Consider the following 26,348-nt stretch of genomic DNA (forward strand, 5'->3'; position numbering starts at 1 on the left):
CTAGCGGCCGGCGCGGGCGCGCAGGCGGTCGAGCGGTTCCTGCGGCGCCAGGTAGTGCGGCGCCACCGCTTCGAGCGCAGTGAGCTTGATTCCCAGCGCCGCGGCTGTCAAGTCCTGGATGGCCGGATCGATCACGTTGTCGACTTTCATGGAGTCGAGGTTGTCGCGGGTGATGAGGGGCTCGCCCGGCAGCCGCTCGAACAGGCGCGCCTGCAGCCGGGCCAGGCGCGGCGGCAGTTCGACGATCGGACGCTCGCAGCCGGCGTAGCGCCCGGCCAGGCGCACCAGCTCGGCCAGGGTGTAGACGTTCGGCCCGCCGAGCTGGTAGACGTGGTGGCGCGCGGCCGGATCGCGCAGCGCGTTGAGGAAGGCCTGGGCGACGTCGCCGACGTAGACCGGCTGGAATACCGCCGAGGCGCAGGCCAGGGGGATGACGGGAAAGCGCCGCTGCAGCCGCGCGAACACGGTCAGGAAGTTGTCGCCCGGGCCGAACACGACCGAGGGCCGGAAGATGGTCGCCGCCACCTCCGGCCGGCTGCGCGCGGCCAGCTCGCCGTCGGCCTTCGAGCGCTGGTACATCGAGGGGCCCTCGACGCTGGCGCCGAGCGCGCTCATGTGCAGGTAGCGCTCGACGCCCATGACGGCGCAGGCTTCGACGATGCGGCGCGGCAGGTCGACGTGGGCGCGCCGGAACTCCGGCCCGTAAGGCTGGGCGCGGCTGCCGTGCAGGATGCCGACCAGGTTGATCGCCGCCGTATGCCCGTCCAGCAGGCGGCGCAGGGTGGCATCGTCGTGGATGTCGGCCTCGACCACGTCGACCCCGGGCAGGGTCGTCAGGTGGCGCACGCGCGCGGCGTGGCGCGTCGGCACCAGCGCGGGGATGCTTTCCTCGGCCAGCAGCGCCAGCAAGTGACTGCCGATGAATCCGGAACCGCCAAATACCACCACCGACAGGTCGCGCATGGGGTCCTCGTCTGATAAACCGTTTCGGTATCGCGTCAGGGGAGTCCGCTCGCGGCACCGCGCGGGGCGATCGTTCCCAGGCGCGCCTTGAGCGACTGCGGCCGCCGCTCGAACAGCGCGGCGTAGTTCGTTGCGTTCGACATCACGTTGCGCACGTAGGTTCGGGTCTCGGTGAACGGGATCGACTCGACGAACACTGCCCCCTCCATCGGCGCCTCGAGCTGGCCGCGCCAGGTGCGCGAGCGCGCCGGGCCGGCATTGTAGGCGGCGGTGGCCAGCACCTGCGAGCCGCCATTGTTTTCCAGCACCATGTTCATGTAATTGGCGCCGAGCGTGATGTTGGTGCGCAGGTCGTTGAGCATGTCGTGCACGAAGTCGGTGAGCCCGATTTTCGCCGCCACCCACTTGCCGGTGGCCGGCATCACCTGCATCAGGCCGGAGGCGCCCACGCCCGAGCGTGCGTCGGAAATGAAACGCGATTCCTGGCGGATCAGGCCATACACCCAGGCGGTGTCGAGCGACAGGTTCTTTGCCGTCGGATGCAGGATGTCGTTGTGCGGCGCCGGGAAGCGCTGGTCGAAATCGAGCTCGTTGCGGGTGCGCAGCGAGGTCTCGACCATGCGGTCGAGCAGGTCGTTGCGGCGCGCATACTCGGCGGCGGCGAGCAGCTGGCGGTCGGACAGGCCGCGCAGCGCCCAGCTCCACTCGCGGTTGCCTTCCGGGCGCAGGCGCAGGGCATAGAATTTCATGGCCTGCTTCATCGCCGGCAAGGCCGCCACATAGGCCACTTCGCCCGGCGTCGGCGGCGCGGCCGCAGGCGGGATCGTCACCAGTTCGCCCAGCTCTTCCATCGCCAGTTGGCCATAGAAATTGTTCTGGGTAGCGATCCGGCGGAACAGGGCCTCGCCCTCGTCCTTGCGGTTCTGCGCCGCGTAGGCACGCCCGCGCCAGTAGATCCAGCCCGATTCGGCAGCCAGGCCGGCCGGCATGGCGTCGATGGTGGCGGCGACCGTCTTCCAGTCGCCGCGGCGCAGCGCCATGCGGGTCTTCCATTCGAGCTGGAAGTTCGACAGCGGCGCGCCTTCGGCACGCTTCCAGTAGTCGTGGGCGTCGGGCGACAGCGCGATCGAGGCGGCCAGGGCCAGGTTGGCCCAGCCGATCGCGCGCTCTTCCTTGTTCAGCTTGGCGCTGTTCTTCTCGAGCGCGACCACGGCCAATTTGAGGCTGGTGCGCGCCATGCGGCCCAGCGCGACCAGGTAGATCTCGTGCTCGGCGCGGTTCGCGCCGATGCCGCGCGCCATCGCCACCGCCGGCACGTCGACCGCCTGCGCGGCGCGGGTATCCGAGGCGCCGAGCAGCTGGGCGATGCGACGCGAAGGACCGGTGGCGCCCATTTCGCCGGCCAGGCGCAGCTGCACCAGCAAATCGTCCTGGCCCAGTTGATTCATCTGCACCAGCTGGGTCATCAAGGCGGCGCAACCCTCGCCGTAAGCGGGCGGATTGGTCAGCAAGGCACGCGCTTCCGGCCCTACCCGTTCGCCGCGCAGCGCGCGCGCCTGCAAGCCATAGCAGCGCACCTGCAGCTCGGGGGTGCCGGCGAGCTGGCGCATTTCGTGCTCGAAGTTGTTCCAGTCGCGCTGGCGCCCGAGCTCGATCAGCCAGTCGGCGCGCAGGCGTTCGGCGATCGCGCTGCCCTCGTGGCGGCGCAGCACGGCGCGCACCTCGTCCGGCGTGGCGTCGCGCAAACGCGGTTTGAGACGATAATAGTCGACGTAGCCTGGGAGCACGTAGTCCGGCAGGCGCGAGGCCAGCGCGTTGGCGCGGGCGGCGTCGTTCTGGCGCACCGCTTCGCGCAGCAGCAGGAATGTGTCATCCTCGGCGCTGGCGGCGTCGACCGCCGGAGCGGCGCCCGGCGCGGCCGGGACCGAGGAGGCGCCCGGTACGGGCGGCACCGCCTGCGGGGCCTCGGCCAGGGCGGCGAGACTGGTGGCGGCAAGGACTGCGCCGGCTATCAATTTCCACGGAAACAACAACACAGCTTTTCTACCCTCATTCGATATCATGACCGGCGAATCAAGAATACCATGCACATCAATCGTGCCGCCAGAGAACGGCTCAAGCGGGGCGTCTTTGGAGGCAAGAGTGAGCGCGGCGGCCAAGGCAGCGTTGCGCAAACACCTCAAAGCCCAGCGCGCCGCCCTCGATGACGCGGGCAAGGCCGAGCGTGACCGCCGTATCGGCGCGCAGGTGCTGGCCTGGTGGCGCCGCACGCGTCCGCCCCTGCTGGCCGTGTACTGGCCGCTCAGCGGCGAAGCGGACTTGAGCGGCACCTACCGCGCCCTGGTGCAGGAAGGCGCCGCGCTGGCGCTGCCGGTGGTGCTCGAACGCCATGCGCCGCTGGCCTTTGCCGCCTGGACGCCCGGCGAAGCGATGGTCAGCGATCCGATGGGCGTGGCGGTGCCGGCCACGCTGCGCATGGTGGAGCGTCCGCCCGCCCTGCTGGTTCCCTGCCTCGGGTTCAACGAGCACGGTTACCGGCTCGGCTACGGTGGCGGCTTCTACGACCGCACCCTGGCCGGCGGCGTGCGCCCGGCAACGCTGGGCATCGCCTACGCCTGCCAGGCCGCCGCTTTCGATGCCGACGCGCACGACGTGCCGCTCGACCTGATCGTCACCGAGGAAACCGACGTGGAATAAAAAAATCCCGGCGACGCGCCTGCGCCGCCGGGACTTTCCATTTCCGCCACCTTATTTACCGGTCAGGCGCTTCCAGATGGCGGTGGTCGCCACCGCCTGGTTCATGCTGTAGAAGTGCAGGCCTGGCGCGCCGCCTGCCAGCAGGCGTTCGCACAGACTGGAGACCACGTCCAGGCCGAAGGCCTTGATCGAGGCGCTGTCGTCGCCGAAGCTGGCCAGCTTGAGGCGCACCCAACGCGGAATCTCGGCGCCGCACATGTCGGAGAAACGCATCAGTTGCGTGTAGTTCGTGATCGGCATGATGCCGGCCACGATTGGCACCTCGATGCCCATCTTGCGCACGTTGTCGACGAATTGGAAATAGGCGTCGGCATTGTAGAAGTACTGGGTGATCGCGGCGTTCGCGCCCGCATGGACCTTGCGCGCGAAGTTCTGCAGGTCGTCCTGGGGCGAACGGGCCTGTGGATGCATTTCCGGATAGGCCGCCACTTCGATGTGGAACCAGTCGCCGGTTTCCTGGCGGATGAACTCGACCAGTTCGTTGGCGTAGCGCAGTTCGCCGGCGCCGCCGTAGCCGCTCGGCAAGTCGCCGCGCAGCGCCACCAGGCGACGGATGCCGTGTTGCTGGAATTGCTTGAGCAGGGCGCGGATCGATTCGCGCGTGGCGCCGATGCACGACAGGTGGGGCGCGGCCGGGTGGCCGTCGGCCATGATGTCGAGCACGGTGTCGAGCGTGCCCTGCTGGGTCGACCCGCCGGCGCCGAAAGTCACCGAGAAATACGTCGGCGACAGTTCAGCCAGCTGGCGGCGCGTGGCGCGCAGCTTTTCCGCGCCCTCGGGGGTCTTGGGCGGGAAGAACTCGATGCTGAAGTTATGCGTTTCCATCGTCTTTCAGGAGCAAGGTAGAAAGCGCCCACGAAATCACGCTGTACAGGATCGCCGCCAGGAAAGCCGACCAGAAGCCCGCCACCTCGAAGCCTTCCACCCAGTGCGACACCAGCCAGAACAGGAAGGCGTTGATCACCAGGATGAACAGCCCCATCGACAGCAGCGTGACGGGCAAGGTCAGCAGGACCAGCAGCGGCCGGATCAGCGTGTTGACCAGGCCCAGCACCAGCGCGGCGATCAGGGCGGTGCCGACATTGCTGACGGCGACGGAATGCATCAGGTAAGGCAGGGCCATCAACGCGGCAGCGTTGATCAGCCAGGTCAGGAGCAGGCGCATGTTCAGCTTCTTTCGTGTACGTTTCTTGTTGTTGGGTCGCGGGAACGAGCTTCCGCTCCCGCAAGCTGCGTGTCTCTTGCAGCGAAACCGCCGCACGCAGCAGGGCCGGCACGGGCGCGCGCGGCGCCCGCTGACCGCTTATTAATAGCGGTAGTGGTCCGGCTTGTACGGGCCTTCCTTCTGCACCGAGATGTAGGCGGCCTGCTCGTCGGTCAGCGTGGTCAGCTGGGCGTTGAGCTTCTTCAGTTGCAGGCGTGCGACCTTCTCGTCCAGGTGCTTCGGCAGCGTGTAGACGCCGACCGGGTACTTGTCGGTGTTGGCGAACAGCTCGATCTGGGCGATGGTCTGGTTCGCGAACGACGAGCTCATCACGTACGACGGGTGACCGGTGCCGCAGCCCAGGTTCACCAGGCGGCCTTCGGCCAGCAGGATGATGCGGCGGCCCGACGGGAAGATCACGTGGTCGACCTGTGGCTTGATGTTTTCCCACTCGTACTTCTTGAGCGCGGCGACTTCGATCTCGTTGTCGAAGTGGCCGATGTTGCAGACGATCGCCTGGTCCTTCATCTTGAGCATGTGCTCTTCGGTGATGACGTGGTAGTTGCCGGTGCAGGTAACAAAGATGTCGCCGTGTTCGGCGGCGTAGTCCATGGTCACGACGCGGTAGCCTTCCATCGCCGCCTGCAGTGCGCAGATCGGGTCGATCTCGGTGACCCACACCTGCGCCGACAAGGCGCGCATGGCCTGGGCGGAGCCCTTGCCGACGTCACCGTAACCGGCGATGACGGCGATCTTGCCGGCGACCATCACGTCGGTGGCGCGCTTGATGCCGTCGACCAGCGATTCGCGGCAGCCGTACAGGTTGTCGAACTTCGACTTGGTGACGGAATCGTTGACGTTGATCGCCGGGAAGGCCAGCTTGCCTTCCTGGTGCATCTGGTACAGGCGGTGCACGCCGGTGGTGGTCTCTTCGGTCACGCCCAGGATGCATGGCAGGCGCTTCGAGTACCACTGCGGATCGCGCGCCAGGCGACCCTTGATCGCGTTGAACAGGCAGATTTCTTCGTCCGAACCCGGATTCGCCAGCACCGAGATGTCCTTTTCGGCGCGGGTGCCCAGGTGCAGCAGCAGGGTCGCGTCGCCGCCGTCGTCGAGGATCATGTTGGCGTGGTTGTCGCCCGGCCATTCGAAGATGCGGTGGGTGTATTCCCAGTACTCGTCCAGGGTTTCGCCCTTGACGGCGAACACCGGGGTGCCGACCGAAGCGATGGCGGCGGCGGCGTGGTCCTGGGTCGAGTAGATGTTGCACGAGGCCCAGCGCACTTGCGCGCCGAGGGCTTCCAGCGTGCGGATCAGCACGGCGGTCTGGATGGTCATGTGCAGCGAGCCGGCGATGCGCGCGCCCTTCAGGGGCTGGCTTGCTGCGTATTCTTCGCGGATCGCCATCAGGCCCGGCATCTCGGTTTCGGCGATGCGGATTTCCTTCTCGCCCCAGGCAGCCAGGGAGAGGTCGGCAATGTGGAAGTCTTGGGTTTCTTTCAGTACGGCGCTCATCACGCCCTCCTTTCAGTTAGAAAAAAGTAACGTGAGCGCGGTTGCTTGATATCCGAGCCTGGCGAAAGAGATTCTTTCGTCGCAACGCTCCTCGGAACGGGATAGTTTAGCACGACCAAGGCCGGGATGGCTTGGGTGGCGCTGGATTTGCTGCACCTGCAACATGGGGGGCAGGTGTTGTAGGGTGGACTCCTGAGTCCACGCGGTATGGCACGTTTGAGCATCCGGCCATGACCGAAGCCGCCAGTTGTGTAGGGTGGGTTCTTGAACCCACATGGCATGGCGCATTCGACCATCCCGGACGCCGCCGAAGCGAACACCAGTGGCGTGCACAAGCACCATACCGCGTGGGCACAGGTGCCCACCCTACGAACGGCCATCCGCCTTCAGGCTGACGGCCGTTTTTCCTACGATTACGCCAGGCCGGCTTCGGCGCGCAGCAGCGCGGCCTTGTCGGTGCGCTCCCAGGTGAACTCCGGCTCTTCGCGGCCGAAGTGGCCGTAGGCGGCCGTCTTGGCGTAGATCGGGCGCAGCAGGTCGAGCATTTGCACGATGCCTTTCGGGCGCAGGTCGAAGTGTTCCATCACCAGCTGGGCGATCTTCTCGTCGGAGATGACGCCGGTGCCTTCGGTGTAGACGGTGATGTTGATCGGCTTGGCCACGCCGATCGCGTAGCTGACCTGCACCTGGCACTGGCGCGCCAGGCCGGCGGCGACGATGTTCTTCGCCACGTAACGCGCGGCATAAGCGGCCGAGCGGTCGACCTTGGACGGGTCCTTGCCAGAGAACGCGCCGCCGCCGTGCGGGGCTGCGCCGCCGTAGGTGTCGACGATGATCTTGCGGCCGGTCAGGCCGCAGTCGCCCTGCGGGCCGCCGATGACGAAACGGCCGGTCGGGTTGACCAGGTAGCGCGTGCCTTGCAGCCACTCGCGCGGCAGGATCGGCTTGATGATCTCTTCGATCACGGCTTCCTCGATCTGCGAGTGGGTGACGTCCGGGTGGTGCTGAGTCGAGAGCACCACGGTGTCCACGGCAACCGGGCGGCCGTCGACGTAGCGCAGCGTGACCTGGGATTTCGCGTCCGGGCGCAGCCATGGCAGGCGGCCGTCCTTGCGCAGCTGCGACTGGCGCTCGACCAGGCGGTGCGCGTAGTGGATGGCGGCCGGCATCAGCTCGGCGGTCTCGTCGCAGGCATAGCCGAACATCAGGCCCTGGTCGCCCGCGCCCTGGTCGAGGTCGAGGCCGGCGCCTTCGTCGACGCCCTGGGCGATGTCCGGCGACTGCTTGTCGTAGCAGACCATGACGGCGCAACCCTTGTAGTCGATGCCGAAATCGGTGTTGTCGTAGCCGATGCGCTTGATGGTATCGCGTGCAACGCGAATATAATCGACGTTCGCGTGGGTCGTGATCTCGCCGGCCAATACCACCAGGCCGGTGTTGCACAGCGTTTCGGCAGCGACGCGGGCGCGCGGATCCTGCTCGAAGATCGCGTCGAGGATCGCGTCCGAGATCTGGTCGGCAACTTTGTCGGGATGGCCTTCCGAGACGGATTCGGAAGTGAAGAGGTAGTCGTTGGACATGAAGGCTCCTGTTACTGTTCAAAAAACTGCCGCAGCAACATGTGCCTGCGACGCTTTAGCGACATTTATATTCCGCTTCGCAAGTTGTCTATTAACTCGGCGGATCCTGCGTAAAGTGGTATTTTACGCTCCTTTAAGAAATTTTTGGCAGAGCAGGCCTGCTCGTCCTGAACGCCGATCAATCGCATGTTAGTTATCCTATTCAGAGTTCTCTCCATATTTCCCCTGCGCCTGCTGCACGCCCTCGGTGCCGCGCTGGGCTGGCTGGTCTACCTGCTGTCCCCTTCGTACCGCCGCCGCCTCGACGCCAACCTGGCCCAGGCCGGCTATAGCGCCTACCGCCGCGCCGCCGTCGCCGAGGCCGGCAAGGCCATCGTCGAACTGGCCTTCGTCTGGTGCGGCAAGCCGGAACGCGTGGCGCGCCACGCCAGCATCGAGAACTGGGACCTGGTCCAGCGCACGCTCGACGCCGGCCGCGGCATTGTGTTTTTAACGCCACACCTGGGCTGCTTCGAGATGACCGCCCAGCAGATCGCCCTGCACACGGCGCTCACCGTCATGTACCGGCCGCCGCGCAAGAGCGCCCTGAAACCCCTGGTCGAAGGCGCCAGGGCCCGCCACAACCTGCACCTGGCCCCGGCCAACCTGTCGGGCGTGCGGATCCTGGCCAAGACCCTCAAAAGCGGCCAGCCGATCGGCCTGCTGCCCGACCAGGTGCCGCAGGAAGGCGAAGGCACCTGGGCGCCGTGGTTCGGGCGCACTGCCTACACCATGACCCTGCCCGCCAAGCTGGCCCAGCTGGGCAAGGCCGACATCCTGCTGGTCTATGCCGAGCGCCTGCCGCAAGGCCGCGGCTACGTCGTGCGTTTCGTGCCCTTCGACGGCGACTTGACGGGCACGCCGGCAGAACAGGCGGCGAGCATCAACCGCTCGATGGAACAATTGATCTCCCGTTGCCCGGCCCAGTATTTCTGGAGCTATAACCGCTACAAGCAACCACAGGGTGTGGACGCGCCGCAAGCCGAGGCCGTCGCATGAGGATCGCCATCGCATTCATGTGGCTGCTGCACTGGCTGCCACTGCCCGTGCTCGGGCGTTTTGGCGAAGCCGTCGGCAGCCTGATATACCTGATCCTCGGCAAGCGCCGCAAGATCGCCCTGACCAACCTGCGCCTGTGCATGCCGGAGCTGTCGGAAAAGGAAAGGCGCACCATCGCCCATCGCCACTTCCAGGGCTATTCGCGCAGTATCTTCGAGCGCTCCATTTTGTGGTGGGCGTCGGAAGAACGCGTGCGCAGCCTGATCAAGGTGGAACCGGCGGTGCCGCAGGCCGAGATGGAAGCCGGTCCCACCATCCTGCTGTGCCCGCACTTCGTGTGCCTGGACGTGGCCGGCGTCGCCGCGCGCGTGATCCCGGTGTGCAGCATGTACGTGCCGCAGAAGAACGAAGCGTTCGACAAACTGCTGCGCCATGGCCGCGAACGCTATGGCCCGGTGCGACTGGTGACGCGCAAGGAAGGCATCAAGCCGATCCTGCGCGCGCTGCGCGACGGCCTGCCCTACTTCATGCTGCCGGACATGGATTTCGGCGAGAAGGACGCCGAATTCGTGCCCTTCTTCGGCGTGCCGGCCGCGACACTCACGGCCCTGGGCCGCATCGCCGCCACCACGGGCGCGAAAGTCATCCCGGTGGTGGCGACCTTCCTGCCGAACTACCAGGGCTGGCGCGTGCGCTTCTACCCGGCCTGGGAAAACTACCCGGGCACCGACATGACCGAGGCCACGCGCCGCATGAACGCCTTCATCGAAGAGCGCGTGCGCGAAGCGCCGGCCGAATACTTCTGGACCCATAAACGCTTCAAGACCCGTCCGCCGGGCGAGCCTTCCCTGTACGACTGATATATAGAATGAAACTCAAGTTCACCAAGATGCACGGCGCGGGCAACGACTTCGTCGTGATCGACGCCATCAACCAGCAGATCGACTTCGGCACCGAGCAGTGGCGCCGCCTGGGCGACCGCCGCTTCGGCGTCGGCGCCGACCAGATCCTGGTCGTCGAGCGCCCGCTCGATCCCGGTTGCGACTTCCGCTACCGCATCTTCAATAGCGACGGCGGCGAGGTCGAGCAGTGCGGCAACGGCTCGCGCGCTTTTGTCCGTTTCGTCAGCGAGAAAGGTTTGACCGCTAAGCGCAGTATCCGCGTCCAGACCATGGCCGGCATCATCGAGCCGCGCCTGGAAGACGACGGCAGCGTGACGGTCGACATGGGTGCGCCGGTGCTGGAACCGGCCGCCGTGCCGTTCGACAGGGAGGGGCTGGCAGGCCGCTCCGAGGGGCGCGACACGCTGTGGCCGCTGTCCCTGCGCCAGGGCGGCGCGGAACACACCGTATTCGTGTCCGTGGTCTCGATGGGCAATCCACACGCCGTGCAGACGGTCGACGATGTCGACAAGGCACCGGTGGCCGAACTCGGTCCGCAAATCGAACACCACCCGCGCTTCCCGAAGCGCGTGAATGCCGGCTTCATGCAGGTGGTGCAGCGCCAGCATGTGAAACTGCGCGTGTACGAACGCGGCGCCGGCGAGACCCTGGCCTGCGGCACCGGCGCCTGCGCCGCCGTCGTGGCGGGCATCCGACGCGGCCTGCTCGACTCGCCGGTGCGGGTGTCGGCGCGCGGCGGCGAATTGTCGATTGCCTGGGCCGGCGAAGGCCAGCCGGTCTACCTGAGCGGTCCGGCCGTCACTGTCTTCGAAGGCGAAATCGAGCTGTAATCCGCCCGCCGCCAGCCTGGGTCACGTCAAGCGGCCAGCCCGTAGGAAGCGCCACGACCCGGCACCGGCGGCTTGCCCGGCTTGATGACCTGGGCCATGTCGGCCACTGCGGTGCGCAGGCGGTACAGGCGCTGGCGGTAATTCCCTTCCGGCCCGCCCGGGCCACAATCCACGTTCTCGAACAACTGCACGATGCGGTCGAGCGCTTGCCGCTCGTGCGCGGTTTCGATCATGACCAGGCGCCGCTTGCTGCGTCCGTAGCTGGCGCGGATGTCGATTACCAGGCAGTGACCCTGGTCGGCCGCGTGCACGTCGAGCAGCAGGGCTTCCGCGCGGCTGAGCCCGAACAGGGCCGCCAGTTCCAGCCGGGCCGCCAGCAGCGGATGGGCCGACAGGTCGATCGCGCAGCCCAGCAGGGCGCCGGTCTCGGTATGCAGGGCGTCGGCAAGCCGCGGCGCGATCTTCTGCAGCGCGGCGGCGGCATCGGGGCAGCCTCCTGCCGCCGCCTGCTGTAGCCAGTAGACCGCGCGCACGTCGTTGTTTTCGTTCTCGCGCCGGGCGCGCCAGGCATTGTTGCCGCACTCGAGCTGCGCCACGCGGTAGCCCATTTCCGCTGCTCGCTCGAGATAGCGCTGGGCATCGGCGACGTTGCGCTGCGAGAACTCGGGTTTGACATAGATGCGCGACAAGGCATACCAGGCCTCGGCCAGGCCTTGTTCGCCCGCCAGCAGCAGCCAGCGGATCGCCTTCTTGAAGTTCGCCGCACCGGCGCCACCCGTCACCCGGGTCCCGTCGACCTGCATGCGCGCATACCACAGCCCCATGGCAAGCTGGGCATGACGGTCGTTCTCGGCCGCGGCCAGTTCCCAGAAAACGTGGAGTTCGGCGGCATCGACGCTGGCGCCGGCAGTCCCGCCTTCGAGCAGGCGCGCAACACGCGACAGCAGGCTCACTTCGCCCGGCGTCAGGCGCTGGGTGGACTTGCCGGGGCCCTCCTCGGCCAGCGCACGCGCCAGCGGCAGCGCGCGCTCGAGGTAGTCCTGCCACTGGCCGCCTTTCCAGCTTTGCTCGAGCAGGGCGAACTGCGCTTCGGGCAAGCCGTTGTCGGCGGCACGGCGCAGCCAGGGCTGGCCCGACGCCGGTCCGGCCGCCGCAGCGCCGTTGGCGGCACGCGCCGGCAGCGGCGCCGCCATGCCTGCCGGCCTGGGCGCGGCAAGGGCTTCGGGCTGGCGCGCCAGCAGCCATTGGGCTTCGGCAAAGCCGGCACGGGCCGCGTCCTCGAGGGCGCGCAGGGCCTTTGCACGCAGTGCGGGCGCCGGCGCCGCGCCCGGCTCGTCGAGCAGCAGCTGGGCGAGCACCAGGCCGGCGCGCGTATTGCCGGCGTCGTAGGCACGCTCGTACCAGGCGGTCAGCGGCCCGCCATGCTGGCGCGCCAGTTCGAGCGGCACGTGGTTGCCGATCAGCTGGCAAGACTCCAGGCAACCCTGGTGCGCGGCGCGGTCGAGCCAGTGCAGCGCGGTCGGCAGGCTTTGCGGCAGGCCGGCGCTGCCGAACAGATAGCGTTTGCCCAGGGCCAGCTGGGCGTCGGCGCGGCCGGCACGGGCGCCACGGATGATCGTCAGTTCTTCACGATTAGCCATCGGTCGGGTCTTTTACGAGTGGGGTGGGCAGCGTGGGCGCGATCGAGATCGGCAGGATGATGGCAGCACGTTGCCGCGGCCAAAGTTGCCAATATACAAGAAGTACGAAAATCACGCCCACACCGCTGCGGTTCGAGGGAAGTCTAAGCCAGCCCCGGGCACGCCACGTCCCGAACAGCTCGATGATTGACGCCGAACAAGGGCACCGAAACGGAACGGAACTCAGCAAAATTGCACTACGGCAAGCACTTCGATGGTGCGAAAACCGGCAGGCGACGTTTCGAAAATACAACAGCACGATTGGTTAAATTGGCTTTCCACCAAGTCCAGCCCGCATAATTAACCAATCCGGCAATCTTGACGCATTAAACAATTACTGTTCACTCGTCCGAGTGTTCAGCAAACCAATAACGTCTCAATGCTCTCTGGATCCCCGATTCACCTTATAAGAGGATACGAATAAATGAAAAAGTCACTGATGGCAGTCGCTCTTGTTGGCGCTTTCGCCGGCGTTGCCCACGCACAAACCGCCGTTCAGATCTACGGCACCATCGACGCTGGCGTGCAGAAGCGCAGCGGCGACACCCTGAGCATCGGCAAGCGCGCCGCCAACACCCTGGGCTTCAAGGGCACCGAAGACCTGGGCAACGGCCTGAAAGCTCTGTTCCAACTGGAAATCCGCTACGAGTCGGACACCGGCACCGTCGAAAACGGTTCGCGCCCGCTGTTCCAGGGCCAGAGCCGCGTCGGCCTGCAGGGTGACTTCGGTATGGTCCGCATCGGTCGCGGCCTGACCCCGTACCAGGAAACCATCGGCGCCTTCGAGCCGTGGCACGCACTGCCGAACACCGGCGGCTTCTACACCGACCTGGCTGTCGCCGGCTACACCTCGGCACCGCTGGACGCGCCTGGCTCGTCGAACAACCGCTGGTCGAACGCCTTCTGGTACAACTCGCCGGTCACCGGCGGCTTCCAGCTGAACGCCGCGATCGCCACCAAGGAAAACAACGGCGGTTCCGTCGGCACCCAATACCCGGCTGGCTCGGAAGCTTCGGCCAACCCGTTCTCGATCTCGGCTACCTACAACAACGGCCCTGCGGCCCTGATGCTGGGTTACGAGCGTAACGCCGTCGAGTCCAAGGTCATGTCGATCGCCGGCTCGTTCATGGCAACCCCGGAACTGAAACTGATGGCCCTGTTCACCCGCCAGGACCAGGACAACATCGCTGGCACCCTGCCGGTGTACAACGGTGTCCGCGTTGGTCCTAAGACCAATGCTTGGGTGCTGGGCGCCAACTACACCATGGGCCCGGGCAAGATCCTGGTTGGCTACGGCCAGAAGGATCCGGACAACTACGAGAAGACCAAGCAGATGTCGCTGGGCTACGAGTACAGCCTGTCGAAGCGTACCTACCTGTACATCGACGCATCGCGCAAGACCGGCCCACAGGCTCAGTTCCGCGACGATCGTTCGGTCAACTACTACGACCTGGGCATCAACCACTCGTTCTAAGCTGACGCGGGCCCTGGCCCGTCACGCATGAACCGCAAGGGCGGGCACCGGCAACGGTGTCCGCCCTTGCTGCATCTGGCGCCGCCGACGCGGGCGCCTTTTTTCCGCCCGCCTTCCCCTGCTCGGGTAAAATTGCGCACACCACATTTTTGCAAGCTCCGCCCATGACCGTCACCCTGGATTCCGCCGCCGTCGCCCGCTACCTGGCCGACCATCCGCGCTTTTTCGAAGAACACGCCGGCCTGCTGGGCGAAGTCAAGCTGTCCAGCCCCCTCACCGGCAAGACGGTATCGCTCCAGGAACGCCAGATGGAAGTGATGCGCGCCAAGTACAACGCGCTCGAGCTGCGTATCGCCGACCTGCTGCGCACCGCCAGCGACAACAACACCATCCTCAACCGTTTCCACGCTTGGCACCTGGCGCTGCTGCGCTCGACCGGCGGCGCAGCGATGGCGCGCGACCTGGTCGACGGCCTGATCGAGCATTTCGCTGTGCCACAGGCAACGCTGCGCCTGTGGAACGTGGCGCCTGAGCATGCGGAGAGCTGGTTCGCGGCCGGCGTGGCCGAGGACGCGCGCCTGTTCGCCGCCAGCCTGCGCGCACCTTATTGCGGCCCGAACAAGGACTTCGAGGCGGTGCGCTGGCTCGACGACGCCGCCGCCGTGCGCTCGATCGTGCTGCTGCCGCTGGTCGCCGAGGGCAAGACCTTCGGCCTGCTGGTGCTGGGCTCGCCGGACGCCGAGCGTTTCAGCCCGGCGATGGCGACCGATTTCCTGGTCCAGCTGGGCCAATCCGCCAGCACCGCGCTGGCGCCGCTGCGCGCCTGACCGTGGACGCGGCGCAGGACTGGGCCAGCCGCTACCTGGGCGAACTGGTCACCCAACGTCAACTGTCGCCGCACACGGTCGCCGCCTACCGGCGCGACCTGGCCGAGCTGGCCGCACTGGCCGGTCACACCGACTGGCCGCGCCTGACCCACGCCGACATGCGCCGCTTCGCCGCGCGCCTGCACGCGGCCGGGCAGAATCCCCGCTCGATCGCGCGCAAGCTCTCCGGCTGGCGCGGCTTCTACCAATGGCTGTCGCTGCAGCTGGCGCTGCCTGCCAACCCGGTCGACGGCGTGCGCGCACCGCGCCGCGCCAAATCGCTACCGAAGGCGCTGGCCGTGGACGACGCCGTCCAGCTGCTGGAAGCGAACCGCCACGGCCACCCGGAACCGGCTGAACTGTGCAACCGCGCCATGTTTGAACTGCTGTATTCGAGCGGGCTGCGGGTCTCGGAGCTGGCCGGGCTCGACTTGGCTTATACCGACCACAAGCACGGCGGTTCTCTCGGCTGGTTCGATTCGTCCTCGAGCGAGGTCGTGGTCACCGGCAAGGGCGGCAAGATGCGCCGGGTGCCGGTCGGCGGCCCCGCGCGCGAGGCGCTGGCGGCCTGGCTGGCGGTGCGTCCGCCGGCCAGTGACGGCAGTCCTGCCCTGTTCCTGTCCAGCCGCGGCGCGCGCATCACCCCGCGCGTGGTCCAGCAGCGCCTCAAGCAGCATGCGATCAAGGCTGGCGCCCCGGTGCACGTGCACCCGCACGTGCTGCGCCACTCTTTCGCCTCGCACCTGCTGCAATCGTCGGGCGACCTGCGCGCCGTGCAGGAACTGCTCGGCCACGCCAGCATCACCTCGACCCAGGTGTATACCGCGCTCGACTTCCAGCACCTGGCCGCCGTCTATGACAAGGCGCATCCGCGGGCCAAGGCAAAATAAGCACCTGACGCTTTACGCTTGTCAGTAGGCTGGGCACAACTTTTAGTTGCCAGCTTGGGCTACCGGCAATAGTTCGCTTGCGCTGGCGCAAGGGCGCGTACGGTTGATGGTGGCAGATTGCAAATTGCGGCATAATCCCTTGATTCCCCGCGCCCGATTGGGCCGACTAGAAGTATTTGGAACCGCAAACACATGTCACTGATCCCCACGACCATCCTGACCGGCTTCCTCGGCGCCGGCAAGACCACCCTCCTCAACCGCATCCTGCGCGAGGAGCACGGCCTGCGTATCGCCGTCATCGAAAACGAATTCGGCCAGGAAAACATCGACAACGAAATCCTGGTGCAGGACAGCGGCGAGCAGATCGTCGAAATGAACAACGGCTGCATCTGCTGCACCGTGCGCGGCGACCTGATCGTCGCGCTGACCAACCTGGCGCAGAAGCGCGAAGCCGGCGAGATCGCGTTTGATCGCGTCGTCATCGAAACGACCGGCCTGGCCAACCCGGGCCCGGTGGCCCAGACTTTCTTCGTCGACGAGGAAGTGGGTGCCCACTACCTGCTCGACGCGGTGGTGACCGTGGTCGATGCGCGCCATGCAATGGACCAGCTGGACCGCCACGAGGAAGCCCAGCGCCAGGTCGGTTTCGCCGACAAGATCCTGCTGTCGAAGCTCGACCTGGTCGACGCCGCCGCCGTCGAAACGCTGAAGAACCGCCTTGCGCGCATCAACCCGCGCGCGCCGATCTCGACTTCCGACTTCGGGCGCGCGCCCCTGGCCGAGGTGCTCGACCTGCGCGGTTTCAATCTGAACGACAAGCTCGAGCTCGATCCCGACTTCCTGCGCGCCGACGAGCACGACCACGAGCACCACGAGCACGCGCACGATCACGCGCACTGCGGCCACGACCATGCCCACGGCGAAGCCTGCACCCACGATCACCACCATGCGCACCACAGCGACGACATCGCCGCCTTCGTGTTCAAGAGCGAGCGCGCCTTCGATCCCGAGCGCCTCGACCAGTTCCTCGGCAGCCTGGTGCAGGTGTTCGGCCCGAACATGCTGCGCTACAAGGGCGTGTTGTCGATGCAGGGCGCGGATCGCAAAGTCGTGTTCCAAGGCGTGCATCAAATCATGGGCAGCGACCTCGGAGCAAAGTGGGAAGACGGCGAGACACGGGGCAGCAAAATGGTGTTTATTGGTAAAAATTTACCAAAAGACGTATTTATCCGCGGATTGGAACAATGTTTGGTATAAACTATCCCGGTTTTGCGGTACCCGTCGCCCCCGTCCCCGCGGCGTGACAGGTACCGTCGAGCGAGCGCTGCCGGCCAGTCCGGCGGCAGCGAAGACGGCAGCGGCAATGGCCGTCATGGCAGCGAAGCACAGCACGCATCCTTGGGCAATCCGGTGTTACTGCTGAGCCAGCTGATAAAATGAAAACCTCTGTCGTATCGAAGGCAAGTGAAGTCATGACTAAAACAACGAAACCGAATACCGCCGCGCAGGCCGAAGACCGACTCTTGACGGAAGAAGAAATTCGGGCGATGGGCGACGAGGACTACATGAACCCGGCCCAGCTCGCGTTCTTCAAGGACCGCCTGCAACAGCTCGAGAAAGAGCTGCTGAAAAACGCCGGTGAGACCACAGAGCACCTGCGCGAAACCGTCCTGGTCCCGGACCCGGCCGACCGCGCCACCATCGAGGAAGAGCACGCACTGGAACTGCGCACCCGCGACCGCGAGCGCAAGCTGCTCAAGAAGGTCCAGCAATCGCTGGCCGCCATTGAAGCCGGCGAGTACGGCTGGTGCGAGGAAACCGGCGAACCGATCGGCATCCCGCGCCTGATCGCCCGTCCGACCGCCACCCTGTCGCTGGAAGCCCAGCAGCGCCGCGAACTGAAGCAAAAGCTGTACGGCGACTGATTCCTACGCAGCATCGACCGAAAAAAGCATGCCTTCGCCGCATGCTTTTTTCTTTTTTACGCGCCCAAGCTGTGCTGGCGTGCCGAAAATCTTTCCCATGGGATACACTAGAGCGCCCGCAGTGTGTTTGCGCTTGCGCACGTGTGCGCAGGGTGCGAATCGAGCGTCCGTGCTACCGTCATGGTCGAGCACCGCCCCCGGTGGCGCGGCGCCGAACGTGGACGATAACCAGGGCAAACGACAGACGGAAACGACGTGGGCTTATTTTCCTTCCTGAAGAAAAAGAACGACTCCCTGCCCGAGGCGCCGGCGACGCGCCTGCGTGCGGACGAAGCGTCGCGTCTGACCAGCGAAGCCGAACGCGAACGCCAGCGCGACATCGCGCGCGCCACCGCCGCCAAGATCGACGCCATCGAACTGGCCATGACCACCGACCTGTTCGACGACCTGGACACCGGCTGGGGCAGCAGCCACCGCCCCCCGGCCGCCGCCGCGCCGCTGGCGCCGGGTGCCGACACCGAACCGGGCCCGCTGACCGACCAGCCCGACGCGGCCGCCATGCCGGCCAGCGCGCCGGTGGTCGAGGAAAGCGCCATCCTCTACGCCAACGGCCAGGCCGACCTGGCCGAGCAGATGCTGCGCGATTCCCTGGTCGAACTCGGCCGTGGCGAACGCCTGCCTTGGTGGATGCTGTTCGACCTCTACCAGGTCCAAGGCCGCGAGCAGGCGTTCGAGAGCATCGCCATCGACTATGCCAGCCATTTCGAAACCTCTCCCCCCGCCTACGTCGAACGCCTGCCGCGCGTGGCGCCGCAGCAGGCGTTTGCCGGGGTGGCGCCGGTCATGCGCCTCGGCGCCGCGCTCGACGCCGGGGTCGCCGCCCAGCTCCAGTCCCTGCGCGCTCCAGTGAGCGCCGGCAAGCCGGTGCGGCTCGACTTCGGCGCCGTGCGCAGCGCCAGCCTGGAAGCCTGCGCCGCCCTGCTGGCCGGCCTGCAGGACTTGCGCGCCACGGGGCAGGACATCGAGCTGGCCGGCGCCGACGCGCTGCTCGCGGTGCTGCGCCCGAAGCTCGCGATCGGCGAGCGCGCCGGTGGCGAGGCGCCCTGGCTGCTCCTGCTCGAGCTATTGCAGTTGCTCGACCGCGAAAAGGATTTCGAGGAGACCGCGATGGATTACTGCGTCACCTTCGAGGTGTCGCCGCCCTCGTTCGAGGCGCCGCTGCGCGGCGTTCCCGCCGCTGCGCCCGGCGCCATCGACGCCGGTTCCGCGCCCGGGGCCGCCGGGCAGCGGTTCCTGCTGCCGCCGGTGGTGGACGGCGACATCGCCCCGCTGCTGGCCGCGATCGACGGCTACGCCGCCCAGGCGGCGACAACCGAGACGCCGGTGCCCATTGCCGGAACGGCCGACGCCACCGCGGCCAGCATCGTGCTCGACTGTTCGCGACTGGCGCGGATCGGCTTCGGCGCGGCGAACGCGTTGCATGGGCGCCTGCGCGCACTGGCCGCGGATGGGCGCCAGGTCGAGCTGCGCGAACTGAACCACATGGTCGCGGCCCTGCTGCGCCTGCTGAATTACGGCGACTGCGCGCGCCTGTACGCACATAAATACTGAACGGCGGAGCAGGACCGTCCTTATGTCCTGCTGAGCTTTCGCGTCACCCTGTCTTGCAATTCTGTGCAACAGCCCCACTTGCGGAGGGCTAGTTAACCATGAGGCAGATATGGAACAATTTCACGGCACCACCATTGTGAGTGTGCGTCGCGGCTCGCAAGTCGCATTGGGCGGCGACGGCCAGGTCACCCTGGGGAACGTCGTCATGAAGGGCTCGGCGCGCAAGGTGCGCAAGCTGTACCAGGGCAAGGTCCTGTGCGGCTTCGCCGGCGCCACCGCCGACGCCTTCACCCTGCTCGACCGCTTCGAAGCCAAGCTCGAGAAACACCAGGGCAATTTGCTGCGCTCCTCGGTCGAGCTGGCCAAGGATTGGCGCACCGACCGCATGCTGCGCAAGCTCGAGGCGATGCTGCTGGTGGCCGACAGGGAGTCGACGCTCATCATTACCGGCAATGGCGACGTGCTCGAACCGGAAGACGGCATCGGCGCGATCGGCTCGGGCGGCATCTACGCCCAGTCCGCCGCCAAGGCGCTGCAGGAAAATACCGAGCTGCCGCCCGCCGAGGTCGTCAAGAAAGCGCTGACGATCGCTGGCGAGCTGTGCATCTACACCAATTTGTCCCACATCATCGAAACGCTGGACTGACCGGCATGCATATCATGAACATGACTCCCCTCGAAATCGTGTCGGAACTGGACAAGCACGTCGTCGGCCAGGGCAAGGCCAAGCGCGCCGTCGCCATCGCCCTGCGCAACCGCTGGCGCCGCCAGCAGGTGGCCGAGCCGCTGCGCCACGAGATCACCCCGAAGAACATCCTCATGATCGGCCCGACCGGCGTCGGCAAGACCGAGATCGCGCGCCGCCTGGCGAAGCTGGCCGACGCACCCTTCATCAAGATCGAAGCAACCAAGTTCACCGAGGTCGGCTATGTCGGGCGCGACGTCGACACCATCATCCGCGATCTGATCGACATCGGCGTCAAGCAAACCCGCGCCAGCGAAATGAAGAAGGTGCGCCAGCGCGCCGAGGACGCGGCCGAGGACCGCATCATCGACATCCTGGTGCCGCCGGCGCGCGACTTCGGCTTCAACGTCAGCGCCGCGGCCGACGCCAAGGAAGGCGACAGCACGCGCCAGACCTTCCGCAAGCGCCTGCGCGAAGGTTCGCTCGACGACCGCGAGGTCGAGATCGAAGTGGCCGACAGTGCGCCGCAGATGGAAATCATGGCGCCGCCGGGCATGGAAGAAATGACGGAACAGATCAAGTCGATGTTCGCCGGCGTTGGCGGCGCGCGCAAGAAGCCGCGCAAGATGAAGATCAAGGAGGCGATGAAGGTGCTGGCCGAGGAAGAAGCGGCGCGCCTGATCAACGAAGACGAGATGAAGCAGAAGGCGATCCACAATGTCGAGAACAACGGCATCGTGTTCCTCGACGAGATCGACAAGATCGCGACCCGCTCCGAGCACGGCGGCGCCGACGTCTCACGCGCCGGCGTCCAGCGCGACCTGCTGCCGCTGGTCGAGGGCACGACGGTGAACACGAAGTACGGCATGATCCGCACCGACCACATCCTGTTCATCGCCTCGGGCGCGTTCCACCTGTCGAAGCCGTCGGACCTGATTCCCGAGCTGCAGGGCCGCTTCCCGATCCGGGTCGAACTGGAATCGCTGTCGATCGACGACTTCAAGCGCATTCTCACCAGCACCGACGCCTGTCTCACCACGCAGTACGAAGCGCTGCTGGCGACCGAGGGCATCAAGATCGACTTTACCGAAGACGGCATCCACCGCCTGGCCGAGATCGCCTTCTCGGTGAACGAGCGTACCGAGAACATCGGCGCGCGCCGCCTGTACACGGTGATGGAAAAACTGCTCGAGGAAGTGTCCTTCGATGCCAGCGACCGCCAGGACAAGCTGGTGACGATCAACGCGGCCTACGTCAACGAACGCCTCGACGTACTCTCGGCCAACGAAGACCTGTCGCGCTACGTGCTGTAAGGCGCCAGGAGGAAAACGATGGCGAACAAGGCACTCGCAACCCGGCAGAAGATGCGCCTGCGCACCGAACCGTCGCAGAACTTCGGCAAGCCGCGCAACCCGATCGCGGCGCTGGCCAAGGCACGCGCGGCCGGGCCGCACGCCAAGCCGCTGTCGAGCGAGCGCCAGGCCGCCAAGCGCCTGCTCAAGAAGGCCAAGCTGACGGCCGACGAGGACGAGTGAAGAAAGGGAGCTGCGGCTTAATGCCGGTCACTTAAGGCATTGACCAGTCGGCGGTTTGAGCTAAAACGGATTCACGATCAACGTGAATCCGTTTTTTATTATGGCTCTCCAACTTGACCTGGACTATGCGGCTGAGCTGGCACCGCATGAGTTTGAACGCTTCGCCAGCCTGATCGATCCAGCCTGGATCGACGAAGCCTTGCAGCAGACCAGGACAGTGTCATTGCGGCGGCGGCGCTTGCCGGCCGAACGCATGGTCTGGCTGGTCATCGGCCTGGCTCTGTTTCGCAATGAACCGATCTGGCATATCGTCCAGCAGCTCGATTTGGCCGAGGGCCCGACACCCAGTGCTCCCGTGCCCAGTGCTGCTGTAGCAGGGCGAGAGCGCCTTGGTGAGGCACCGATGGCATGGTTGTTCGAACGCTTGGCAAGCTGCTGGGGGAGCACTGCCATACCTGAACAAGGGCTGTTTCATGGGTTGCGCAGTTACGCCGTCGACGGCGTGGTGTGGTCGCTGCCCGACACACCAGCCAACGGTGAAAAGTTTGGCCGAGGCTCGAACGCGCATTGCAAAGGCGCTTGGCCACAATTGCGCGCAGTCTGCTTGATGGACACCTACACTCACCTGATCCGCGCTGCCGAGTTTGGCGACTACGGCACCTCAGAGCTGAGCTTTGCCAAATCACTGATGCATAAGGTGCCAGATGGATCGTTGACGATCTTCGATCGTGCCTATCTCTCGGCAACCCTTCTTCTGGACTGGCAGCAGGCAGGTGAGCAAAGACATTGGCTCATGCGGGCTAGAAGCGGATTGCGTTATGAAGTGGTCTGCCAGTTTGCCCCTGACGACTGCCTGGTGAGTTTCGAGGTATCCCAGCAGGCACGCAAGCAGCGACCGGATTTGCCATCGCATTGGCAAGCACGACTCATTACCTGCATGGTTGGTGGAGAGCGCCGGCAGTACCTTACCTCTCTGTGGGACGCGCACCGTTTTCCAGCGCGTGAGATCGTTGCGCACTACATGCAGCGCTGGGAGATCGAATTAGGTTTCAGGGAAATCAAACAAGGCATGCAGAAGAATGCGACGACACTGCGCAGCAAGTTGCCTGCGCTGGTACGCCAGGAAGTATGGGGCACGCTCATCGCCTACAACCTGCTGCGCCATGAAATTGCCCAAATGGCCGATGAACTACACGTACCGCCACAACGCCTAAGCTTCCAGTGGCTGGCCCTGGCCATTACCACGGCCCTGTACCACTGGCCTCTGCAAACGCCTGGCACCTTCCCCAAGCGTCTGGCACTGCTACGCGAGCAGGCACGCGCCTATCTCTTGCCAGAACGTCGAACGCGGTCCTATCCCAGAGTCGTCAAACAGTGCAGATCCAAGTTTCCAATGAAAAATGCCAGTCAGCTTAACTGACTGGCATTAAGCTGCGGCTCCCTTTTTTTATGTGGCGGCGCCGCCTCTTTGTCTAACGTCGGGTACGCTTCGACACGAAAGACCGTGTGGGTTCAAGAACCCACCCTACCTGAACTGTCGGGTATGCTTAAACACGAAAGACCGCGTGGGCTCAAGAGCCCACCCTACGTGAACCGGGTTTCGTAGGGTGGGTTCTTGAACCCACGCGGTCTCATCGCTTGAATAACAGCGCACCAGGCTTGATCGCCCAACGCTTCTTCGCCGACCTTCCCCGCCTTGCTCCTCCCCTTGTTCCCCTGTACATTGTGCGGCGCCAACGCCCACTGACAGGAGCCCCATGAGCTCACCCGAGCTGATCGTCGACGTGCTGCGCGCCGAGCTGCGCGCGGCCAATCTCACCTATAAAACCCTGGCCGAACGCATCGACATGAGCGAGTCGAGCGTGAAGCGCCTGTTCGGCCAGAAGGACATGCCGCTGTCGCGCCTGGCGCAAATCTGCCAGGCGGCCGGGATCGCGCTCGAGGACGTGCTGCGCCGCGCCGCCGACGCCCGGCCGCAGGCCGACACCCTGACCCTGCCGCAGGAGACGGCACTGGTCGCCAAGCCGCGCCTGCTGCTGATGGCGATCTCCTGCCTGGGACACTGGACCCTGGAGCAGGTGGTCGAGAACTACCGCCTGACACCGGCCGAATGCATCGGCTACCTGGCCGAGCTCGACCGGCTCGGCCTGATCGAGCTGCGCCCGCTGAACCGCTACGGATTGCGCGTTTCCCATACCTTCCACTGGCTACCGGACGGTCCCGTACAGCGTTTTTTCCGCGAGCACATGGTGCCGGACTATTTTTCGGGCCGCTTCGACGGACCGGGCGAAACCCTGATGTGCCTGCCGGCGCGGCTGTCGCCGGCCAGCGCCGCCGAGGTCGCGCAGAAGATCGCGCAACTGGCGGCCGAGCTGGCGCGCCTGCACAAGCACGACCGCCGGCTGCCGCCCGCAGAGCGGGACGGAATGAGCCTGGTGGTGGGGTTCCGGTCCTGGGAGTTTGCGGCGTTCACGGCGCTGCGGCGCTAAGGGCGTAGGTGCGCTTGCAAGGATAAGAGGTGGGGCTGCGTGGCGCACGTGACCGTAAGGTGGGCGTGGCCGGCGTAGGCGCGAAGTGCCCACGCAGAAGGCAGCTGGACGACGGTGTCAGGGCCTGCCTGGACGCTTGCGTCGTGTCAGCGGCGCGTCCAGGTGGCCGCTAACGTTTATCTTGTTAACTCGATTGGCGTCCATCAGCCAACGCCGAGGCAAGCGTTGCCAGTACGGCAGAGTTACGCGTGGGCACAGCGTGCCCACCCTACGATCTCATCGGCGAGCGCCCGCCAACTCTCGGGCAAGCGTTGCTGATGGGGCGAGCTTACGCGTGGGCACGGGGCGCCCACCCTACAGTTCGCAAACGGCTGCTATCGTTGACGTTCTTGCCGATTGGGGGCGGCCACGGCCTTCAACACATCCTTACTGCGTCACCGGTTGCCCGGCGGCGGGGCCACCCATCACGCGCGTCGGCGGCGGCATTTGCGGCTGGGCCGGCGGCGGGGGCGCCTGGTTGCCCTGCATGGACTGGTTGCCTTGCATCGGCTGGTTGCCCTGCACGGCGCCGTTGTAGTTGGCGGCCGCTGGCGAGGGCGGGGTTTCCTGGGGCGGTTCCTCGTTCGGACCGACCACCGGATCGACTTCGCCCGGCGGCGGTGGCGGGCGCACGGCGCCTGGGGCGGTTTGTGGCTCCATCTGCGGCATCTCGGCCATCGGCTCGGGCTGCTGCTGCGGCATCGCCGGCGGCATGGCGGCGCCGGACAGCGGCACGGCCGGCTTGGTGTCGGCCGCCAGTTCGATGCGTTTCATGACGCCGCCGTCGGACAGCATCACGTAGCGCGGATGCACTTCGCTGACCGTCACGCCGGGCGAGAGTTCCTTGCCCACCATCAGGGCCTTGGGCGGCTGGCCGTCGGCGACGAGGATGGCGACACTGTCGCGGCCGGCCGCGACGATGCCGGTCAGCTGGTAGTTGGTGGCGACCACGGTGGCGGCCTGGCCGCCGAACAGGGTCGCGGCGGCATCGGCCGACGGCTCGGGAATGCCGGCCGGCGGCGCAGCGGCGATCTGACGCTGCTGCGGCTTGTACAGCTGCATGCCCCAGTAGGTGACGGATACCGCCAGGAAGACCAGGGCAAGCAGGGTGAGAAGGAGAGGCAGACGCTTCATGATGTCCTTGTTAGCGCACCAGCTGGTTGATTTCAATGATCGGCATCAGGACAGCCAGCACGATCAGCAGCACGACCAGGCCCATGGCCAGGATCAGCACCGGCTCGAGCAGGCCGGCAATGGTCAGCGTGCGCCGTTCGAGGTCGGCCTGCTGCGAGTTGGCGGCGCGCTCGAGCATGGCCGGCAGTTCGCCGGTGATCTCCCCGGCGCGGATCATGTGCACCAGCATCGGCGGGAAATGTTTTTGCGCCGACAAGGCCCGCGCCAGGCTGACGCCTTCGCGCACGCTGCCCGTCGCCTGTTCGACCAGCTCGCGCATCGCAACGTTCGATAAAGTTTCGCGGCTGGTATCGAGGGCGCGCAGGATCGGCACCCCGGAACCGGTCGTGATCGCCAGCGTACTGGCGAAACGCGCCGTGTTCAGGCTGCGCTCGAACTTGCCGTAGATCGGTGCGGTCAGCAGCCAGGTGTGCCAGCGCCGTTTCAGTACCGGGTTCTGCAGCGCCCGGCGCCAGGCGAACCAGGCGGCGACCAGCACGATCGCCACCAGGATGCCCCAGGCGCGCGTAAAGTCCGACACCGCCAGCATCACCACTGTGAGGAAAGGCAATTGCTGTTTGGTATTGGCGAACACCGAGACGATCTGCGGCACCACGTAGGTGAGCAGGAAGATCACGATCGCGAACGCGACCACGGTGACGATCGCCGGATAGGTGAAGGCCAGGCGCACCTTTTGCACCAGGGCGTTGCGGCGCTCGATGTAGTCGGCCAGGCGCGACAGCACGCGCGACAGTTGGCCGATCTGTTCGCCCGAAGCGACCAGCGCACGGTAGATCTCGGCGAAGTCGCGCGGATGGCGCGACAGCGCTTCCGAGAACGGCATGCCGCCCATCACTTCCGAGCGGATCGAGGCGATCAGGTCGCGCAGGTAGGGTTTTTCCGCCTGTTCCAGCAGCGCGGTAAAGGCTTGCTCCAGCGGCAGGCCGGCTTCCAGCAGGCTGGCCAGCTGGCGCGTAAACAGCGCCAGCTCGACCTGCGAAAGGCGCTCGCCGATGCCGCGCGCCCGGGCGGCGCCGGAAGCGTCGATCTGGGCCGCGATGGCCTCGACGTTCAGCGGCGTCAGCCCTTGCGTGCGCAGGTCGGCGCGCGCCGCGCGCGGACTGTCGGCGTTGACCACGCCCTTGCGCGTGGCGCCGCCCGCATCGACGGCTTCGTAACGAAATGCCGGCATG

The 26,348-nt window shown here is 66.0% G+C and carries 24 protein-coding genes and 1 riboswitch; of the genes, 15 read left to right on the forward strand and 9 right to left on the reverse strand.

The annotated features are described in order from the left end of the window. Nucleotides 1-963, reverse strand: a complete 963-nt coding sequence (locus ACFOPH_RS17340) for a complex I NDUFA9 subunit family protein (RefSeq protein WP_312550602.1) — start codon at nt 961-963, stop codon at nt 1-3. A 35-nt stretch (nt 964-998) separates the two neighbouring features. Continuing rightward, nucleotides 999-2,996 (reverse strand): lytic transglycosylase domain-containing protein, encoded by a 1,998-nt coding sequence (locus tag ACFOPH_RS17345; protein ID WP_379737955.1) that lies wholly within the window; start codon nt 2,994-2,996, stop codon nt 999-1,001. A 133-nt stretch (nt 2,997-3,129) separates the two neighbouring features. Here ACFOPH_RS17345 and ACFOPH_RS17350 point away from each other — a divergent pair, with 133 nt between their 5' ends. After that, nucleotides 3,130-3,660 (forward strand): 5-formyltetrahydrofolate cyclo-ligase, encoded by a 531-nt coding sequence (locus ACFOPH_RS17350; RefSeq protein WP_312552450.1) that lies wholly within the window; start codon nt 3,130-3,132, stop codon nt 3,658-3,660. Nucleotides 3,661-3,711: 51 nt separating this feature from the next. Here ACFOPH_RS17350 and metF read toward each other — a convergent pair whose 3' ends face one another. The 4 genes from metF to metK form a co-directional block, all read right to left on the reverse strand. Beyond that, nucleotides 3,712-4,545 (reverse strand): methylenetetrahydrofolate reductase [NAD(P)H], encoded by an 834-nt coding sequence (gene metF / locus ACFOPH_RS17355; RefSeq protein WP_312552448.1) that lies wholly within the window; start codon nt 4,543-4,545, stop codon nt 3,712-3,714. After that, nucleotides 4,532-4,885, reverse strand: a complete 354-nt coding sequence (locus tag ACFOPH_RS17360) for a phage holin family protein (protein WP_312552446.1) — start codon at nt 4,883-4,885, stop codon at nt 4,532-4,534. The genes metF and ACFOPH_RS17360 overlap by 14 nt, the downstream gene beginning before the upstream one ends. A gap of 141 nt (nt 4,886-5,026) precedes the next feature. Continuing rightward, complete coding sequence (ahcY, locus tag ACFOPH_RS17365) at nt 5,027-6,439, reverse strand: adenosylhomocysteinase (protein WP_312552445.1); 1,413 nt, start codon at nt 6,437-6,439, stop codon at nt 5,027-5,029. Between the two features lie 26 nt (nt 6,440-6,465). Beyond that, nucleotides 6,466-6,538, reverse strand: a riboswitch (S-adenosyl-L-homocysteine riboswitch). A gap of 314 nt (nt 6,539-6,852) precedes the next feature. After that, nucleotides 6,853-8,019 (reverse strand): methionine adenosyltransferase, encoded by a 1,167-nt coding sequence (gene metK, locus ACFOPH_RS17370; RefSeq protein ID WP_312552444.1) that lies wholly within the window; start codon nt 8,017-8,019, stop codon nt 6,853-6,855. Nucleotides 8,020-8,205: 186 nt separating this feature from the next. Here metK and ACFOPH_RS17375 point away from each other — a divergent pair, with 186 nt between their 5' ends. From ACFOPH_RS17375 to dapF, 3 genes are read left to right on the forward strand one after another with little or no spacing between them, the layout of a single operon-like run. Beyond that, nucleotides 8,206-9,057: a lysophospholipid acyltransferase family protein gene (locus tag ACFOPH_RS17375; protein ID WP_312552443.1), complete on the forward strand. Its 852-nt coding sequence runs from the start codon at nt 8,206-8,208 to the stop codon at nt 9,055-9,057. Then, entirely contained in the window at nt 9,054-9,917 is an 864-nt protein-coding gene (locus ACFOPH_RS17380; RefSeq protein WP_312552442.1) for an LpxL/LpxP family acyltransferase, read from the forward strand. Before ACFOPH_RS17375 ends, ACFOPH_RS17380 begins: the two co-directional genes overlap by 4 nt. A gap of 8 nt (nt 9,918-9,925) precedes the next feature. After that, on the forward strand, nt 9,926-10,789 hold the full coding sequence (gene dapF / locus ACFOPH_RS17385; RefSeq protein WP_312552440.1) for a diaminopimelate epimerase: 864 nt from the start codon (nt 9,926-9,928) through the stop codon (nt 10,787-10,789). 26 nt (nt 10,790-10,815) lie between these two features. Here dapF and ACFOPH_RS17390 read toward each other — a convergent pair whose 3' ends face one another. Next, a complete protein-coding gene (locus ACFOPH_RS17390) occupies nt 10,816-12,429 on the reverse strand; it encodes a tetratricopeptide repeat protein (RefSeq protein WP_379736629.1) in 1,614 nt (537 codons plus the stop codon). A gap of 463 nt (nt 12,430-12,892) precedes the next feature. Here ACFOPH_RS17390 and ACFOPH_RS17395 point away from each other — a divergent pair, with 463 nt between their 5' ends. From ACFOPH_RS17395 to ACFOPH_RS17445, 11 genes are all read left to right on the forward strand, one after another. Then, nucleotides 12,893-13,942 (forward strand): porin, encoded by a 1,050-nt coding sequence (locus ACFOPH_RS17395; RefSeq protein ID WP_312553183.1) that lies wholly within the window; start codon nt 12,893-12,895, stop codon nt 13,940-13,942. A gap of 164 nt (nt 13,943-14,106) precedes the next feature. Then, the gene (locus ACFOPH_RS17400; RefSeq protein ID WP_312553177.1) at nt 14,107-14,769 is read left to right on the forward strand and encodes a DUF484 family protein; all 663 of its coding nucleotides are present in this window, start codon (nt 14,107-14,109) and stop codon (nt 14,767-14,769) included. Next, nucleotides 14,766-15,698, forward strand: coding sequence for a tyrosine recombinase XerC (xerC, locus tag ACFOPH_RS17405; protein ID WP_379737957.1), 933 nt, complete (start codon nt 14,766-14,768; stop codon nt 15,696-15,698). The genes ACFOPH_RS17400 and xerC overlap by 4 nt, the downstream gene beginning before the upstream one ends. 192 nt (nt 15,699-15,890) lie before the next feature. Then, on the forward strand, nt 15,891-16,955 hold the full coding sequence (locus ACFOPH_RS17410; RefSeq protein WP_312553173.1) for a CobW family GTP-binding protein: 1,065 nt from the start codon (nt 15,891-15,893) through the stop codon (nt 16,953-16,955). A 215-nt stretch (nt 16,956-17,170) separates the two neighbouring features. After that, on the forward strand, nt 17,171-17,623 hold the full coding sequence (gene dksA / locus ACFOPH_RS17415) for an RNA polymerase-binding protein DksA (protein ID WP_312553169.1): 453 nt from the start codon (nt 17,171-17,173) through the stop codon (nt 17,621-17,623). Nucleotides 17,624-17,878: 255 nt separating this feature from the next. After that, on the forward strand, nt 17,879-19,234 hold the full coding sequence (locus tag ACFOPH_RS17420; RefSeq protein ID WP_379736632.1) for an STAS domain-containing protein: 1,356 nt from the start codon (nt 17,879-17,881) through the stop codon (nt 19,232-19,234). Nucleotides 19,235-19,343: 109 nt separating this feature from the next. Then, nucleotides 19,344-19,880, forward strand: a complete 537-nt coding sequence (gene hslV, locus ACFOPH_RS17425; protein ID WP_312554174.1) for an ATP-dependent protease subunit HslV — start codon at nt 19,344-19,346, stop codon at nt 19,878-19,880. A gap of 14 nt (nt 19,881-19,894) precedes the next feature. Then, the gene (gene hslU, locus ACFOPH_RS17430) at nt 19,895-21,232 is read left to right on the forward strand and encodes an ATP-dependent protease ATPase subunit HslU (protein ID WP_312554175.1); all 1,338 of its coding nucleotides are present in this window, start codon (nt 19,895-19,897) and stop codon (nt 21,230-21,232) included. A gap of 18 nt (nt 21,233-21,250) precedes the next feature. Further along, nucleotides 21,251-21,454 carry a hypothetical protein gene (locus ACFOPH_RS17435; RefSeq protein ID WP_312554178.1) on the forward strand — a complete coding sequence of 68 codons (204 nt, stop codon included), beginning with the start codon at nt 21,251-21,253 and terminating at the stop codon, nt 21,452-21,454. 82 nt (nt 21,455-21,536) lie between these two features. After that, nucleotides 21,537-22,874 (forward strand): IS4 family transposase, encoded by a 1,338-nt coding sequence (locus tag ACFOPH_RS17440; protein WP_379732757.1) that lies wholly within the window; start codon nt 21,537-21,539, stop codon nt 22,872-22,874. Between the two features lie 337 nt (nt 22,875-23,211). Next, nucleotides 23,212-23,943, forward strand: a complete 732-nt coding sequence (locus ACFOPH_RS17445) for a helix-turn-helix domain-containing protein (protein WP_312547935.1) — start codon at nt 23,212-23,214, stop codon at nt 23,941-23,943. 426 nt (nt 23,944-24,369) lie between these two features. On the opposite strand, the gene ACFOPH_RS17450 is transcribed toward ACFOPH_RS17445, so the two are convergent. Further along, nucleotides 24,370-25,116, reverse strand: a complete 747-nt coding sequence (locus ACFOPH_RS17450; protein ID WP_312547934.1) for a type II secretion system protein N — start codon at nt 25,114-25,116, stop codon at nt 24,370-24,372. A gap of 10 nt (nt 25,117-25,126) precedes the next feature. Then, entirely contained in the window at nt 25,127-26,347 is a 1,221-nt protein-coding gene (gene gspF / locus ACFOPH_RS17455; protein WP_379736636.1) for a type II secretion system inner membrane protein GspF, read from the reverse strand. Nucleotide 26,348 lies beyond the last annotated feature (1 nt).

It is taken from the genome of Massilia haematophila, from assembly GCF_042647645.1.
In the GTDB taxonomy this organism is placed as follows: domain Bacteria; phylum Pseudomonadota; class Gammaproteobacteria; order Burkholderiales; family Burkholderiaceae_D; genus Telluria; species Telluria haematophila.

Coding starts and splice junctions, on each gene's coding strand:
- ACFOPH_RS17410 (WP_312553173.1), top strand. CDS start 15,891: ATGTCACTGATCCCCACGACCATCCTGACCGGCTTCCTCGGCGCCGGC.
- ACFOPH_RS17450 (WP_312547934.1), bottom strand. CDS start 25,116: ATGAAGCGTCTGCCTCTCCTTCTCACCCTGCTTGCCCTGGTCTTCCTG.
- ACFOPH_RS17395 (WP_312553183.1), top strand. CDS start 12,893: ATGAAAAAGTCACTGATGGCAGTCGCTCTTGTTGGCGCTTTCGCCGGC.
- ahcY (WP_312552445.1), bottom strand. CDS start 6,439: ATGAGCGCCGTACTGAAAGAAACCCAAGACTTCCACATTGCCGACCTC.
- hslU (WP_312554175.1), top strand. CDS start 19,895: ATGAACATGACTCCCCTCGAAATCGTGTCGGAACTGGACAAGCACGTC.
- gspF (WP_379736636.1), bottom strand. CDS start 26,347: ATGCCGGCATTTCGTTACGAAGCCGTCGATGCGGGCGGCGCCACGCGC.
- hslV (WP_312554174.1), top strand. CDS start 19,344: ATGGAACAATTTCACGGCACCACCATTGTGAGTGTGCGTCGCGGCTCG.
- ACFOPH_RS17435 (WP_312554178.1), top strand. CDS start 21,251: ATGGCGAACAAGGCACTCGCAACCCGGCAGAAGATGCGCCTGCGCACC.
- metK (WP_312552444.1), bottom strand. CDS start 8,019: ATGTCCAACGACTACCTCTTCACTTCCGAATCCGTCTCGGAAGGCCAT.
- ACFOPH_RS17445 (WP_312547935.1), top strand. CDS start 23,212: ATGAGCTCACCCGAGCTGATCGTCGACGTGCTGCGCGCCGAGCTGCGC.
- dksA (WP_312553169.1), top strand. CDS start 17,171: ATGACTAAAACAACGAAACCGAATACCGCCGCGCAGGCCGAAGACCGA.
- ACFOPH_RS17340 (WP_312550602.1), bottom strand. CDS start 963: ATGCGCGACCTGTCGGTGGTGGTATTTGGCGGTTCCGGATTCATCGGC.
- metF (WP_312552448.1), bottom strand. CDS start 4,545: ATGGAAACGCATAACTTCAGCATCGAGTTCTTCCCGCCCAAGACCCCC.
- dapF (WP_312552440.1), top strand. CDS start 9,926: ATGAAACTCAAGTTCACCAAGATGCACGGCGCGGGCAACGACTTCGTC.
- ACFOPH_RS17375 (WP_312552443.1), top strand. CDS start 8,206: ATGTTAGTTATCCTATTCAGAGTTCTCTCCATATTTCCCCTGCGCCTG.
- ACFOPH_RS17360 (WP_312552446.1), bottom strand. CDS start 4,885: ATGCGCCTGCTCCTGACCTGGCTGATCAACGCTGCCGCGTTGATGGCC.
- ACFOPH_RS17390 (WP_379736629.1), bottom strand. CDS start 12,429: ATGGCTAATCGTGAAGAACTGACGATCATCCGTGGCGCCCGTGCCGGC.
- ACFOPH_RS17400 (WP_312553177.1), top strand. CDS start 14,107: ATGACCGTCACCCTGGATTCCGCCGCCGTCGCCCGCTACCTGGCCGAC.
- ACFOPH_RS17380 (WP_312552442.1), top strand. CDS start 9,054: ATGAGGATCGCCATCGCATTCATGTGGCTGCTGCACTGGCTGCCACTG.